Genomic DNA, 15154 nt, shown 5'->3' on the forward strand with positions numbered 1-15154 from the left:
CCCATCGAAAAGTGGCAACGACGAGTACGGGCCAGCCTGAAAGCCCCGTAGGGCGTGGCCTGAAGCGCACATCTGCCGCGCCTTGTCTCTAGCAAAGGGAACCACCCTGTCCGTCGAGACAATGCACAGCAGCTGCACGCTTCAGGCCACGCTGAGCATGCAAGGGTTTTTACAACAGCCTGCTAGAATAAGAAGGGCGACATTACTGGGTTAAGGTTGCAGTTATATGACTGATGGAGGCTAACCCCGGGCTTTAGGCTGTTTTACTGTAAGTAATTGTTTTGCTGAGTTGATCAAGCGGGGGGGATGTTTTGTACGTTTGTATCTTTTGGGGTTTGTAAGGTTAAGCCATTTGGTTGCGGGCACACCGAATGGCTTTTATCGGTGGCCCGGAACGTTTCAACCGATTCAGCAAGTAACCAGACAAAGCCGGCAAATGACATCGGTCAACTGAGGTGGTTGGCGTTTAATCGGCGCCGTACACTTTTTGTTTTAACGGCTGTAGTCGGGCCAATGCGGCGGCAGGGGACTCGTCGGTTAAAACCAAATGGCCCAATTTGCGACCAGGGCGCACGGATTTGTTGTACCAGTCGAGCGCTACGTCGTCTTGCAGTTGGCTGGCTTGGTTCAGCTCGACACCCAGTAAGTTCAACATGGCGGCGGCACCTTGTAAGTTGGTGGAGCCCAAAGGCCAGCCGGCAATGGCGCGCATATGGTTTTCAAACTGACTGACAACGCCGCAGTGCATGGTCCAGTGGCCGCTATTATGTACGCGCGGTGCTAGTTCATTAACCCATAATTGATCGGAGGTGACAAAGCACTCCATCGCCATCACGCCCACGTAATCCAGGTGCTCTAAAATGGCTTTAAGGCCCGCTTGCCCGGTGGCGATTAACTCACTAGATAATTGCGGGGCAGGGGCCACAGAGTGCAGCAGTACACCGCTTTTATGAACGTTTTCGGTGGCGGGATAAAACCGAACTTCTCCGTTTGCGGCGCGCACACCAATAAAAGACACCTCGCGCTCAAAATCCATAAAGGGTTCGGCCACATAGGGCACGGCCTGGTCGGACTGCAGCTCAAAGTGTGCATCGGCGATAAAGTTTTCGACGCCTTTATCGTCGTACAAACGCCACTGCGCTTTGCCGTCGTAGCCTTGCTCGGTGTGCTTAACGACTAATGGATACCCCAGCTCAGAGACCGCTTTGTGTAAATCAGCGGCAGACGCAACGCTAACAAAAGGCGTGTGCGGAACCTGGCAGGTAATCAGCAACTGCTTTTCACGCTCGCGGTTTTGGCACTGGTAAATAGCTTGTGGGTTAGGGTGCACGGCACAGTGCTCGGCCAAACGTTTTAATGGCACCAATGAGCACTGCTCGCGCTCGACGGTGACAACATCGGGCTTGCCCAGTGCTTCATACAGCTCACTGCTCGTCAAGCTCTCATCCATAGCCGTTATCGGGCCCAAACCGGCAACCGGAGCTGTATCTTCGTTGTTTTCGGACAAAAAGCTGAATGTCATGCCCATTGGTAGGCCCGCCAGAGCCATCATACGGGCTAGCTGGCCACAGCCGAGAACCGCTATGTGCATTATTCGACCTCCACGGGCACCGAGTCAGTTTGACGCTGGCGCCAGGCAATAAAGCGTTGGCTAAGCTCTGGGTCGCTCAGCGCCAAAATTTGCGCGGCCATAACGCCGGCGTTTGCGGCGCCAGCTTCACCGATAGCCTGAGTGGCAACGGCTACGCCTTTAGGCATTTGGACAATAGACAATAAGCTATCGAGGCCTTTCAGCTGGCGGCTGGAAACAGGCACGGCTACCACCGGGATGTGGGTCATGGCAGCGGCCATGCCCGGCAGGTGGGCGGCGCCACCGGCACCGGCAATGATGACCCGAATGCCACGCCCGGGGGCTTGCTCGGCAAATTCGCACAGGCGCTGAGGCGTGCGGTGCGCGGACACCACCTGGGTCTCGTAGGCCACACCCAGCTCGTCCAGTATATCGGCCGCTAAGCGCATGGTTGGCCAATCGGACCGGGAGCCCATAATGATGCTGACAACGGGATCTTGCATAAAAACCTCGAAAGAGAGACAAGTCTAAATTTGTGAGCGCGGCATTTTACCGGATAATGACGTGTTAGGCCTAATTATTGGCCGATATTGTTCCAAGCGCTGCTACGGGGCGGGCCGTGGGAGCGGTACGCATAGCTGGGGTGTCAATATCCTATTTAACATAATATACATTATGCGCATATGGTAAAGTTGATAGAACAACGGCAATTAACACAAACAAGCATAAACCGATGGCTTCAATTCAAGCATTTTCATCCAGCGCTGCACTAGCCATTTCTGGAATGGTCGGAGTTATACAGTCATCTGCCATTCCTGAAACAGTTGCTTCACTGTGTGTCATGACAACTGGCCTTATATGTTACATCGTTCTTATCTGGCAAAGCTTTCCCATCCGGAGCCGTTACGGAGGCAAACATTGCAAGCGGCATGGTAAGTAACGACAGGCCTCCTTCGCAGGTTCGAGCTGTTCACCATTATTTTTGATGTGTTTACCACCAGTTCACGTGGTCTTTTCAGGCATCGTACTCGTCGTGGCGGCGATTCCATACATACGGCTTAGTCTGCGGCCAGCCTTCTGGGGAGTCTTCCCAGGTTTCTTGACGACCAAGCGGCGTTAAGTCTAAGTATGTCCAGAGGCTGCCAAGGTACTCGACACCACGGGCACCGGTATAATATGTGCGATAGATGTCATTCCCTTCGCGGATAAACACACTCACACCGTGCCTCTCACCTTTATCGGTCGTCGCGCCAAAATCGAAGTTAAAGTCGCTCTCGTAAGATGAATACCATGGGATAGGCGTAGTCCAGCCCATCCGGGATTTGTACCGCTCGAGCTTATCCCTTGGCGCGCGTGACACCAAAACCAATGAGGTATCGCGAGCGTTCAGATGGGCTGGATGAGTCATGGCATCTACAACCCAGGAGCAACCGTCACAGCCCGCATTCCACTCAGGGGCAAACATAAAATGATAAACAATGAGCTGACGACGGCCTTCAAACAAATCCAAGAAGGACGTTTTGCCGTTCTCTCCCTGAAACGTATAGTGCTTAGCCACTTTTACCATTGGCAACTTCCTACGCTCGGCGTTCAGTGCATCCCTTGCACGCGTTAGCTCTTTTTCTTTTATAAGAAGTTGATCCAGCGGTATTTGCCATTCCTTTGCAGAAACTATTTTTGGTAGAGGTTCCTTAGTCGTGCTCATCGCATAATCTTCCTCAGAATCCTGTTAAGGCCATATAACAATACCGTGTGTCTACTTTTCAAGGGTAACTTGGGAATATGGCGCCTCAGTTTCGCATTTTTCATTGTGGTTAAGGTCGGCCGCAATCAACCAGAGTGACACGTCGTGCCTGCCGGGCTCGCGTCGTATTCATCGTGGCGCCGTACCCAATCCATGATTTGCTTCTCGTTCCGGCCTTTCGGCGTGATATCGAGGTAAACAAAGGCGCCAATCACCTCCTCGTTGCCGCGGGCGTAGCTGGAATAAGTGTGAAACACGGTGCCGCTTTCGTCTTTGTAGAAAACGCTAAGACCAGGCAATTCCTCGCTGAAGTATTTCGGGTCCTCGATAGCTTGGTAATTATAGTAGAGCTGGCCAGCCTCCAGATTCTCTCGAGCGAAAGAAACCTGAAAGTCGAAATTGAAATCGCTGCCCTGGGAGGATACCCATCGCGCCTTCCAGCCCATGCGCCTACGGTATGCTTGCAACTTTTCCAAAGGGGCACGGGATACGCGGACGTAACTGACGTCGTGGTTGGCAAGATGGACGATCGCGCCCTCGGCATGATCTGCCTCCAGCGAACAGCTCGGGCAGCCCGCACTCCAGTCGGGGCCGAACATAAAGTGATGAACTATCAGCTGACTGTTTGTGCCAAATAGCTCGGCAAGCGTCCTTTGCCCTTCCTGCGTCTCGAATACGTACTCCTTTTCCACCTCTACCCACGGCAGTTCGCGCCGCTCACGGGCGACCAAGTCGCGTAGGCGGGTAAGCGCCTTCTCGTTTTTCAGGTGGGCTTTACGTGCCTGGGACCACTCCTCTCTGGACACAACTGTCCGTGATTCAATCTGACTCATGACGAACCTCCTCGCGTGAACTCATCGTTTTTCCGGGTCGAAACAGGTGAAAACTCAGCTTGCATAGAGTAGTCGTTCGTCATTGATCTAAATCGACATCGCCGTCACACATTAGTGATAAAGCGGCTAGGTATGGCAGGCTAGTGGCGCGAAAAAAACATTGAACAAGAAGTTGCCATAGTTGGCTGGTTGATGCGGGCGAGCAGTATTACGTCGCGTCATTTCAGAATCTTCCGGGGTGATAGGGTTTACCTGCCCTCTCCTTCTAATCCCTGTACCTAAAAACTATATACAAAATAACTAATTGGGCTCTTGTCTTAACCCTACTGGCAATCAGCTTAGGCGGCGTTGTCATCGTTCCGGTGATTCACATCACTCGCAACAGTAAGTGGTTGTTGGCTGAAATACTTACCGCGCTAGTGATGCAAATCAACGGCTGCGCAAGCTGATGTAGGCAGCCGCCGTAGCTCACTCACGGGAAGAAGGTAGCGTTGGGACTCTGCAACCAGCTCATAGAGAAGCGTGTCTGAACCGCCGCCTAGTATTTTCTCAAAGATGCTAGCGTCGCGCACATACAAATTACCCGTGATCAGAATACTTTCACTATCCGCCAACTCATCCCACTCAGGTGAGGTTCTACTGGAAAAAACAAAGCCGGAGATCCCTAATGGCCTCATGATATCGTAGTCAATAGATGCTCTGTCGGCAGCTGACCACTCGTAAAGGTAAAGAGACCCGGATTTGGAGTATGATTTGAGATCCGCACCGCTGAGGCGCGTTGTCGCCGCACATTGGGTGTATTTGTCAATATGTGGGTTGAAGAGGCCTGCCTGCGCGGCTGGAGCGGCGACAAGCATTAAAGTAAATGTTGCGGCGCACAGAGCCAAACTGCTCGCTCGAAACATATTACTCAAGCCTAACGCTTGCCTTGAACGCACTGGTCGACTTGATAAAAACCGGTGGCACTAGCCAGGGCCGAAAAACGCTGGAGCAACAAGATAACAAACAGATTTACCACTTTTATTTTCATAATCTATCTTCCTTAATATTTGTAACTGCATGGATTTAGATCCGAAATAAAGCACCCAACAGCCCATTTTCCCAGTTCCTTACTTACACTTTTACGCCGCACCGTGCAAACCTTGGCGGGCGCCCTGCTCCGGTCACGAATATATGTTGGTCGCGCATTGTGCTCTACCATTATCGCCATAAAAGGCGGGCTGCTACACGCGCCTCATCTGTGTGCAGCGAAAAATGCCAGCCATAGCGCTCACACAGCCGTTGAACGATACCCAGCCCCAGGCCATATCCGTGAGGCGTCTCTTGGGTCGGCGTGTGCTTATCATCCGCGTCTCCCCTTACTTGATTGGTAACGAATAGCTCGTGCTCTTTGATGTGAATGGTGATTGGCCCCTGCCCGTCGGGCGTATTCTCGAATGCATTTCGCACCAGATTATTGACCGCGATAGAAAAAGCCTGTGGGTGTCCGCAGGCAACGGGTTTTGCGCGATCATCGATTTCAATATCGATTAAGTCGATTTCGACATCGATGAACTTTCCGTTCAGGAGGTGGCGCTGTTGATCGATTGCCTGGCTTATTAGCGGCATTACGGAAAACGTCTCATCATACAGTCCATCGTCGGTTTCGCGCGCGAGGCACAAGAACATTTCAATCGTGGTTTTCATGTCGAGCGTTGCGCGCCTCACGCGATCTACCACCTTCTGGTCGGCCGCTGACAGGTTACTTTGTTCCAGCAGCTCAAGTGCGCCGGTTATTACCGTGACCGGCGTGCGCAACTCATGGCTGGCGGCATCGGTAAAGTGTCGCTCCCGCGCCACAAACGCGCTGATGCGCTCAAGGGTCTTTTCAATGGCTCCGGCAAGAATGCCCACCTCGTCATCGCCAAACCGACTTGCCTCGATGCGCTTATGGTCGGCGGCCGATAGATGTTCCAGGTCAATATCCGCGACCACCTTGGCCAGCTCTGCAACCGGGGCGACAGCTCGGCGCATCACAACAACGCCCAGTCCAAAGCCCAGAATCCCGAGCGTGCCGACGGCACCGCTGATTATGAGTAGCCACCACCAATCCTCAGACGATTCAGCTTCAATCCCTGCAACGTCAAAAACCACAAAGGCGCGCGACTGTTTATTGTCGGTAAACAGCACGGCAACGTGTAATTCTTGGGTATCGAGTTCGTACAACCCCGGGCCGGGGTTTGTCTGCGCCCATTGCCGGAGTGATTCTGGCAAGTGTTCAACCTTGTCGTACCCGCTAAGGTTTGTCGTCAGCGATGGATAGCTCCGTGCCGCATGCTCTAGCTGGCGCTGCAGCACATGATCTTCGGTTAACTTGATCCCTGCAAAAAAAGCGAACCCCCAGGCCACGCTGAGTACCGCAACGCACAACGCAAATGCAATGGCGACCCGCTTGCGCAAACCGTGCCGGTACACGACTAAGCATCCTCCGCAATTCGGTACCCGATGCGATGCACGGTAAGAATTAACGGGCTATCAAACGGCCTATCGATTGCCTGGCGCAGCTTGTATAGGTGTGAGCGAAGCGCATCACCATCGGGGCGCTCGTCAGCCCACAACAGTGTTTCCAGGTCTTCGCGGGACACAACAGCCGGGGCCTCTTCCATTAATCGTTTAAGCAGCCTTATACCGGCAGGGGTGAGATCGATGCGCCGCCCGGCGCGATGCACTTGCAGCGTAGACCGATTTAAAGTCAGATCGCCCACCGTTAACAGATTGTCAGGTTTCCCGTGCCTACGCTTGTACAGCGCCTGCAGCCGCGCATGTAGCTCTTGCAATGCAAATGGCTTAACCAGGTAATCATCGGCCCCTGCCTTAAACCCATTCAGTTTATCATCAAGCGTGTCTCTCGCTGTTAGCATAAGCACGGGTACTTCTACGCCAGCGTCGGCTCGCAGTTTACGGCACACGCTTAGGCCATCCATCCTTGGCAGCATCAGGTCTAGCACAATAACGTCATAGGTATTTGTTAGTGCCAGCTGCATCGCGCTTACGCCATCATAAGCAAAATCCAGTATATAGCTATGCTTGTCGAGATAGGCGGCGATGTTCTCACAAATATCGCGGTTGTCTTCGACAATTAATGCTCTAACCGGCGCTTCACTCAATGCGTGTACCATAGCTGTTGCCACCCCTTTACCAGGCGTAATCCAATCGAAGGCCAATAAGCGGCTCGGCTTCGCTGTCGTCTTCTACTTCAATGCCGCGGCGGTAATCAAACTCGGTATCGTCGCTCGACGACGTTGCAGTGACGTTGATGATATCGAGAAAGGCTGTTGTATCTATGGCGCCAAAGGCGCGCCGGTAGTCAACACGAACGTTCAGCGAGCCAGAACCGCTTTTGCGGCCGACACTGCGCGCCGTAATCTCTTTCGAGTAGCGTAGCGGCTGCCCTGCCCCTAATACGTCAGAGTGAACAATAAATTGGTCATCTGGCCTACCGGACAAATACTTATAGCGCCCGGCGATCTTCCAGCGGTCGTTGATCTCCCAGGTTAGCCCAAGGGTGGCAACATGCTCGCGGCTGAATTCGTCGGCGACTTCACCGCGGCCGTCTTTGCGGTCGATTACGGCATCATTGTAAGAGTAAGTGGCGGTCGTATAAAGACCTTCGCGAATCGTACCGGTGGCCACAAAGTCAACGCCGTAGGATGTGCCGACACCGATATTGGCAAAGGTTTCGCTGGTGCGATCCAGGTCTACCACCAAATTGTCGAGATCTTGATAATAGGCTTCAACTAACACCGACCAGCTGCTAGACGGAAAGTATTCAAAACCGATACTGCTATGAGTGATTTCTTCGGTTTTAAGGTCGTTCGACTCGTTAGCGGCAAGGTCTAAATATCGTGGCGATTGGTGGAATATTCCCGACGTCGCAAAATATCTAATCATGCCGTCAGGCCGCCAATTGACGCTGAACCTGGGTGAGGCAAAGCTTTCGTCGGCAAAGCCGTCATGCTCGAAGCGCACGCCTGTGCGAATATCCCAATCGCCGCGCTCAAACACTTGATCTATAAAGCCGGCATAGCTCGTTTCTTTTTGGTTGAGTGACGAGTTTATGCTCTCCGGTGTCAGAACAATATAAAATTGATTGGGGTCTGGCCTAAAGTCATCTTGGTCGTAGACAAACCGATTCCAATCTCCATCCAGAACGGTGCTATAGTCCAGTTCAATTTGCGTTACCCGAACCCCCGAGCTGAACACACCCCAGCGATTCACTGTTTCAAAGCCGCTTCGCCAGCCGATCTCTGTCTCCTTTTCACCGACGGTAATAATGTCTTCCCGCACCGGAAAACTAGACGCAGGCGAGCCTTCAGGCACGAGATCGGGATAGGCTTCCCCCTCTGAGCTTACTTTGTCGCTCTTGCGGTAGTATATTTTGTTGGTCCAAACGGACTGATCTCCAATCAGTGACTGCAAGGTCAAACCGTACAAATCGCTATCCTGCTCAGAATCCTGCAGCGCGGTATCTTCAAAATTAGGCGACGCAAAAACGTTATTCACACCGCGAGTGTAGTCTTCGTGGGTATCCATCAGTAGGATTTCGAAAGTGTGGTTCTGGTTGATCGGCATCACTGATTTTACGATGATGTCGCGTAAAACAGGCTCGCCTATATCTAGCTCCTCAATCGTTTCAAAAAAGTCGCCAAAATCCAGCTGCCTGGCAGACACAAGCATTGTTGAGTCTTCAGTGATACCGCTAGGTCCGTCGTATCCCACCTCGTAGCCTGCAAGGTCGTACCGAAAACTGGCCGACGGGCTTGGGTTGCCATCGGCGACGTCTAATTTCAGTAGCGATGCGGCCCGGCCGCCATAGGCCGCACCCCACCCACCCGGTGAGAACTCGGCACCACTGATAACGTTCGGCGCAAAAATCGAGAAACGGCCGCCACCGCCTACATCTTCTTGCTCCCCCAGGGTCGCATCAAAATGCACGGCTTTATCAAACGGAAAGTCATCAACAAACAGTAGGTTGTCTCGTGGGCCGCGGCCACGTACGCTAAAGGCTGCAAATTCACTGGAAGATGCCAGGCCCGGTAAACCGTCCAGCCCGAGGAGCGGGTCCGCACCGCCACCCACAGCGCTGCGCAACGCCTCTCTATCGAGGTAAGTGCCGTTAACCGATGCAATCACGTCAGCGTGCTGCCCGAGAATCAGCACCTCCTCAATGGCCTGCTCTGTAAGCTCAAATTCAATTTTAATGTTCTTGCGCGTCACCACGCGCACACTTGGCTCATACAATGAAGCAAACCCGTTTTTGGCGGCGTTCACCGAGTAAAGGCCGGGGTCGAGCTGTTCAATCACGATGCGACCCTGCGAGTCGGTTTCGACAGCTTGTGTGGACTCGGACTCCCGCTTAGTGATTGTGACTAGCACGTTAGCGAGTGGTCGGCCTGTATTCTGATTTTTGACAATAAACGTCAGCTCACCGGGCGCCTCTGCGGCGCGCGCAAACACGGAAAGACTCAGCATAAGCGCCAATAGGGCCAGCCGTGATACTGCTATAAAATGCCTGCGCAAATGGTTATTCCGCCCAACCGTCAACCACGATAACTGCCTTAGTTGCCTGCTCATGCCTTCTCCCTCCAAGAATCAACCGCATTGATGTCATTAAACGCAGGAAGGGTATCAAAGCCAATGTGACCAAAAAGTCGCTGAAAGTTGAAAGAATGATTATAGGTGACAACCGAATCCCCTACCCCTTACTGCCGCACGGATCGCTGGTAAGCCTCTAAGATGACGAGCGTTTGCGCTGGGCGAGCCAGTTTGCGGCGTTAGGGGGTAACGCGACTCTATGCATAGGCGGATGTTGGTGGGAGGGCAGTACACTCCCCTGCCCCAGCTTCCAACTGGGCGGGGGTTGAGGTCAGCTGGCTGGCAGGGTTTGATTTTGAAGTTAAGGTTATTTTGCCAGAGTTCTGTCTGAAGCGCTTTGAGCATCGATTCAGGCTGCGCCACTCAAAACTCGGTGATTTTATAGAAAGATGTGCAGATTTAACTTTAAAAACAGAAAATAAGTTTGTCACCTTTTTCGAGGGTGCACTAAAAATCTAAGTTAGTCTTCTTTCGGCCATTAGCTGACGTATAAAGTGTTTACTCTTGCTCCAAACTTCAAACCGCGAAATACTAGTTTACGGAATATCCAGAACAGTATCTGCAACACGTTAAGTGGTTTGAACAACACGCTTAACCGCGTCCTGTAAACCGTCTTCTTTCACCATACCCATATCGACGTTATAGCACTTAAATTGTGGCCCAGACGCCGGAAGCCAGTCTTCGAACTGGATTACTTTCATTGACTTTCCTTGAGGGGGGAGCAAAAAATCAAGCAGCCGGTTCGTCAAATCTTCATGGTGACTGGTGACAATGACCTGCCTTTTCCAACTATCGTTAGCGTCGGCGTAGGCCAACTTACGAAGCAGTACAGCAGCTGGAATTAGCTGGTTCATATCAAGGGAAGTAGTGAAGTCATCAAACCCGATAACCCTATGACCTAACTGATCTGACATGGCCAAGTTTAAGTTAATTGTCCAACAAATTGCTAGCTGTGATTTTTGACCTGTGGATAAATCTTCGAACTTTACACCTGACCTTGTCGTAAAACCCCACTTTTTCTTTGCCGGTGTGCCATAGTTTTCAAGCTCGATAGGCAGAAAATCATTGGGAAAATGGAAGCTTGCAAGAAGCTGATTCATGTTTCTTAACAATTGTTCAAGTTCAGCCTGTGGTATTGCCTCAACAACTGATAGCAACTGACTTCTTGCCCCCGATTCCTGTTTACTTATAGCCAGAGCATCGGTGATCATTTTCTCTGCTTGCTCTAAACTATCCAGATCAGTTGCACTAGCTTCGTCTTCTGCCTTCTGGATCTCTAAAGCTGACCAGTTAGTAAATACCCTGCCAAGCTCATGTATAATGTTGGTTTCATCAACGGCCGAACCCCTCTCTGCAGCTGGAGTTTTTATCGTTTCAAGATTATCACTAACATAGTCAGTTAACCCTTCAACAGTAAAGTTAGGGCCATTTAGGAGGTGTGAAAGCTGATCTGAATGAGTATTTATATCTCTCACAACCTCCTGAGACCGCTTTACCTGATTGAGCCTCGCGGTAACAGCTTGCCCTTCTTCGGTAATCTCCTTTATCTTCCCTCTAAGTTCAACAGAACGTGAGTCCGCTAATGTCGACAAAATTTCCAATTGAACCTGTATACCCTGTTTCAAATCAGTAATATTCGAAGCATCGGGATGGCTGTCCCAAGCATCTAACCAATTACTAATATTGTCAGTAAAACCATCAATCCAGGTTGCGAGCGAGCTTTCTCCGCCCTGCAACTTTTCTTGTAGTTTATTAAGCCTTTGGTACTCGAAGGTCAACTCGGCCCTCCGTTTCTCTAGCTTTTCTATTGTTTCAACGTACATGTCGGTATCTGAGCCGACAAACAAAGTATTCTCGAGGTCAGAGGAAGCCAAGGTAGTACCTGTTGACCACTTTTTTATGGCCAAGTCTGCTGGCAAAGATTGAATAGTAGATAAGAAACCTTTGGTAAAGGCAGGCGGTTCGTTTCCTTTCTCAGATAAATCAACCTGGCGGCCTCGATACTCCAATAAACTATGCCCGATATGCTTCAACTGTTCAGAAAGTCTCGAACCTACCGGTTCAGCCAAGTTGCTGAAGCGTCCAATGGAGCTAGAAAGGTTGCGGATTTGAGAATCCCATTTGTTTTGTAGGTTGCCATTCTTTAAAGTCAACGTACTATCGACTAACTCCTGACGAAGCGGCAATTCTTGAGGGAGCTTGGCGACAAGCTCATTAACTCTTCCTGCGAGCGTTTTTCTCTCCTCTTCATAGTTTTTTCTATACTTCAGCGTATGTAGCTGACGCTGCCAGTCTTCCAACTTTGCTTGTAACGCCTTCAAGCTCCGCTTGATCGCTTCGCCCGGCTTGTTTTCAGGCTCTAATAGCTGAATTATTTCGTCACAGGCAAGTTCAGAAATATTTTCTTGATAGAAAAATGAGGCTACTGTACAAAGTTTCTTATGATCAGTTTTAGCATTACCCTTAAGCTCTAACCTCTCACCATTAATAGATACCGCGCCATTACTTTGCCCGGTGGTTATAAAACCACCTGCACCAACATCAGGCTGATTAAGTACCCAGTCCATTGCTTCTAACAAAGAAGTTTTACCAACTCCGTTTTTACCAGTCACCAAAATAAGGTCTGCAGGCTGATCAATTATCGTAAAATCAAGCTCTTTGGCGACACCATTTTTTGAAGCCCGGTAGCCTTTGAAATTTTCCAGTTCTATAGACTGAATAGTATCGATATTGTTACCCAAGAGAAATTGCCTCCAGAACTGGCCGACCTAATAGGTTATTGATGTCCTTTACCAACTCATCTTGCCAGCTTTGAGCAACGCTATAGTCTTCACCAGCGTCCACAGAGACCTTTAAAATATCCGCAAATCGAGCAAATAGCTGCGGTTCAACGCCTCTGGGAGGTTTAGCGCTTTCAACAGCTTCAGAAAGTGCAGAGGAAAAGTCTTCAGCTGTTATTCTCCGAGGGGTATATTCACTTGAAGACAGTGCCCCCAACCAACGGCTCTTTACATCTTCAACTGATTTCCCTTCAAATGACCTCACAGCCTGAAGAACAAAACGCCCCCGATGCCAATCTTGATCACCCATAAGTTGTAACCAAGAAGCAGAGTTCTCTTGCATATCAATCAGTGCAACTAAAGGCGCAAACTTCTGGTAGTCATGCATCAGGTCTGCGAGGCGATCCATCAGACGGGCAACATATTTCTTTACCTCAATCATTTTCTCCTCATTTGGATTCGAATCAGCCCGCCAAATCACCAGATTACAGGCGGAGTGGCAATGCACAGACACTGGATAAATATCCTCCCTTGCTGGCTCACAACCTCCAAAACTAATATTCAATAATGATTCCATTCTTAAGCTTCTCGCAAGTAGGTTCGCCGCTTGATACTCGGCTGGTTGGCATAAAAGTAATTTGTGGGAGAGTCAACAGCATCTAGGATCGTATCTGCGACTGTGTCTTTGTTCCCGTCATAAGGCTTTTGGTGAAAAATATGTTGCCACCCCAAAGTCACTATTGTCTTTGGGGTGATAGAACCTGCTGTAGAATTTTTATTAATAACTCTTCGAAGACTTGGCCGAACATGCGAACCAGCCTGCCCTAAAGCGAGAGCCAGATGATTATTACCACTCGGAACACTCACTTCATCGCCGGAAGAGACAAAGGAGGGGTTTGCATTAAGATAAAGGACCTTATAGCCGGTGACTCCCGCCCTAGAAGGTTTGAAAGATAACACCATACCACCTTCTAGCTCTTCTTCTGAACTTGGAGAAAGGAGGCCTTCAAATAAAAACAATAAGGTTGAAAACTCGGACATAAGAGCCCTGTTTTCATTTATAGGATCATATTCTTTCGTCGGTCTACCATTGAGCCTGGATAAACTGGCGGCTAGTGCAGAATATGGACCCTGATTTTCGCGGGCAGCGCAGAAAACGTCAGTTATAGAATCCAGCCAGGTAGGCGTCGCCGTATGGTAACCGAAATCGCGTTTAAAGGCGCCTTCGAGTGTTGATATAACCTGATGAAGAATTACTACCGAAAATGGTAAGACAGAAGTGAAACTGGCATTCATTGACTGAATACTTGTTTTTAAGGCCTCAACAATCAAAGTTCTTGCCACCCGCTCATAAATCCTCTCCCACAGCTCATCTGCCGCTAAATTCTGCTCCTTATCGGGGTTTCGAATGATTAACTTATCGCCGTCCTGCGGATCATTATTGTGGTGCAAGGCGTAGGTATTGACGATTTGCTGCTGGTGAAAAGTTGGGTAAGCGTCAAAAACTGCAACTATTGGCGCAGAATGTGTTTCCAACACATCTTGCTCATTGTGTTCAAGCTCATCTGTATACTCGTCCAAAACAGTCTGTAGAGTGTGATGCACTTGTGGCTCGTCGCTACCAAAGCCTACAAAAATCAGGGATTTACTTCTAAGTCGATCTCTAAAAACATCGGCAGCCCATTGCCTGTTCCGCCATTTCTGGAGCTGTCGCTCAGTTAGAAGTATCGACTCGTATCTCTTTTCAAAAGCACTATCAGTAAGACGCGCAGCACAACCATTAACCTTGAAGACCTTTAGACGATTAACCTCTCCAATCTTTGCGCCTTTTTTACGGTAATCGTCAAGACAGGAAATCACGTCGGAATTACTTCCGCCGCTCAATTCAGTATAGGCATTCTCAAAGTTGCAGTCGTAGTTAGTAGTTATTACTTCATTAATCAGCCCCTCTCGCGACAACTTTGCTATGTGGTGATGAGCAGGTGTGGGCAGTAAGTCTCGATACTGATCAATTTGTAGAAGCTCCACCAAACTCTTATAAGCGTCATCAAGGTTATCAAACTCCCACAGATACAGTTCAGACAAGCACCCCAGCTGGTTTGCGCTTGCGGCCTTGGTAATATCAGAGAAAAAACAGACACCTTTACAGATTTCACCAGTGGTTGTATAACCAAGGACCTCGAGCTCATGCGAGCACCAGCAATTGCATATAGCCCCATGATCTACACTCTTATATCGGGCCAATCGAAGCTTAAATAGCTCTTCTTTTAGGGCTCTGACCATCCAATTGACATGATGAACCCACTCCCCGCTTTGCGGGACACTTGGCATAGATATACCCGCACCGGCAACGGGCACACAGCGTCGTTCCAGTATCTTATTAACAGTGTAATCAAACGCATTCCTTGCAATCATCTCTTACAGGGCTCCGAGATTTTTGGGGTCAGAGTAAAAATTGTTGTTGTCCGCTTTGGGTCGAAAGCAGTCCATCAATGAAAAATCACCCTACCGAAAGTTAGCACGTTGGTGTAGATCTTGGTGGGCTCCACGTTGCGGTGCCCGAGAATCTGGCTGATGTTCTTGCGCGGCTGAC

At 50.0% G+C, this 15154-nt stretch carries 11 protein-coding genes; all 11 read right to left on the reverse strand.

Translation table 11 applies throughout. The features are described from left to right. Positions 1-466: 466 nt before the first annotated feature. The 11 genes from AAC019_RS06785 to AAC019_RS06835 all read right to left on the reverse strand — a co-directional run bounded on the left by AAC019_RS06785 (position 467) and on the right by AAC019_RS06835 (position 14646). Positions 467-1591 carry a 5-(carboxyamino)imidazole ribonucleotide synthase gene (locus AAC019_RS06785; protein ID WP_339897890.1) on the reverse strand — a complete coding sequence of 375 codons (1125 nt, stop codon included), beginning with the start codon at positions 1589-1591 and terminating at the stop codon, positions 467-469. Then, a complete protein-coding gene (gene purE, locus AAC019_RS06790) occupies positions 1591-2073 on the reverse strand; it encodes a 5-(carboxyamino)imidazole ribonucleotide mutase (protein WP_041523219.1) in 483 nt (160 codons plus the stop codon). Before purE ends, AAC019_RS06785 begins: the two co-directional genes overlap by 1 nt. 512 nt (positions 2074-2585) lie before the next feature. Then, on the reverse strand, positions 2586-3275 hold the full coding sequence (locus tag AAC019_RS06795) for a DUF899 domain-containing protein (RefSeq protein WP_339897891.1): 690 nt from the start codon (positions 3273-3275) through the stop codon (positions 2586-2588). 125 nt (positions 3276-3400) lie between these two features. Beyond that, a complete protein-coding gene (locus AAC019_RS06800; protein ID WP_339897892.1) occupies positions 3401-4147 on the reverse strand; it encodes a thioredoxin family protein in 747 nt (248 codons plus the stop codon). A gap of 416 nt (positions 4148-4563) precedes the next feature. Then, complete coding sequence (locus tag AAC019_RS06805; protein WP_339897893.1) at positions 4564-5061, reverse strand: hypothetical protein; 498 nt, start codon at positions 5059-5061, stop codon at positions 4564-4566. A gap of 286 nt (positions 5062-5347) precedes the next feature. Beyond that, positions 5348-6601 (reverse strand): HAMP domain-containing sensor histidine kinase, encoded by a 1254-nt coding sequence (locus tag AAC019_RS06810; protein WP_339897894.1) that lies wholly within the window; start codon positions 6599-6601, stop codon positions 5348-5350. A 2-nt stretch (positions 6602-6603) separates the two neighbouring features. Then, the gene (locus tag AAC019_RS06815; protein WP_339897895.1) at positions 6604-7305 is read right to left on the reverse strand and encodes a response regulator transcription factor; all 702 of its coding nucleotides are present in this window, start codon (positions 7303-7305) and stop codon (positions 6604-6606) included. 16 nt (positions 7306-7321) lie between these two features. Next, positions 7322-9658 (reverse strand): TonB-dependent receptor, encoded by a 2337-nt coding sequence (locus AAC019_RS06820; RefSeq protein ID WP_339897896.1) that lies wholly within the window; start codon positions 9656-9658, stop codon positions 7322-7324. A 692-nt stretch (positions 9659-10350) separates the two neighbouring features. Continuing rightward, positions 10351-12522 (reverse strand): AAA family ATPase, encoded by a 2172-nt coding sequence (locus tag AAC019_RS06825; RefSeq protein WP_339897897.1) that lies wholly within the window; start codon positions 12520-12522, stop codon positions 10351-10353. Continuing rightward, on the reverse strand, positions 12515-13126 hold the full coding sequence (locus tag AAC019_RS06830; RefSeq protein WP_339897898.1) for a hypothetical protein: 612 nt from the start codon (positions 13124-13126) through the stop codon (positions 12515-12517). The genes AAC019_RS06825 and AAC019_RS06830 overlap by 8 nt, the downstream gene beginning before the upstream one ends. A gap of 14 nt (positions 13127-13140) precedes the next feature. Further along, the gene (locus tag AAC019_RS06835) at positions 13141-14646 is read right to left on the reverse strand and encodes an SIR2 family protein (RefSeq protein ID WP_339897899.1); all 1506 of its coding nucleotides are present in this window, start codon (positions 14644-14646) and stop codon (positions 13141-13143) included. Positions 14647-15154: the final 508 nt, after the last annotated feature.

The sequence above is a fragment of the uncultured Gilvimarinus sp. genome, from assembly GCF_963975215.1.
Taxonomy (GTDB): domain Bacteria; phylum Pseudomonadota; class Gammaproteobacteria; order Pseudomonadales; family Cellvibrionaceae; genus Gilvimarinus.

Excerpts from the sequence above, each read along its gene's own strand:
- AAC019_RS06785 (WP_339897890.1), bottom strand. The coding sequence starts at position 1,591 with ATGCACATAGCGGTTCTCGGCTGTGGCCAGCTAGCCCGTATGATGGCT.
- purE (WP_041523219.1), bottom strand. The coding sequence starts at position 2,073 with ATGCAAGATCCCGTTGTCAGCATCATTATGGGCTCCCGGTCCGATTGG.
- AAC019_RS06795 (WP_339897891.1), bottom strand. The coding sequence starts at position 3,275 with ATGAGCACGACTAAGGAACCTCTACCAAAAATAGTTTCTGCAAAGGAA.
- AAC019_RS06800 (WP_339897892.1), bottom strand. The coding sequence starts at position 4,147 with ATGAGTCAGATTGAATCACGGACAGTTGTGTCCAGAGAGGAGTGGTCC.
- AAC019_RS06815 (WP_339897895.1), bottom strand. The coding sequence starts at position 7,305 with ATGGTACACGCATTGAGTGAAGCGCCGGTTAGAGCATTAATTGTCGAA.
- AAC019_RS06820 (WP_339897896.1), bottom strand. The coding sequence starts at position 9,658 with ATGCTGAGTCTTTCCGTGTTTGCGCGCGCCGCAGAGGCGCCCGGTGAG.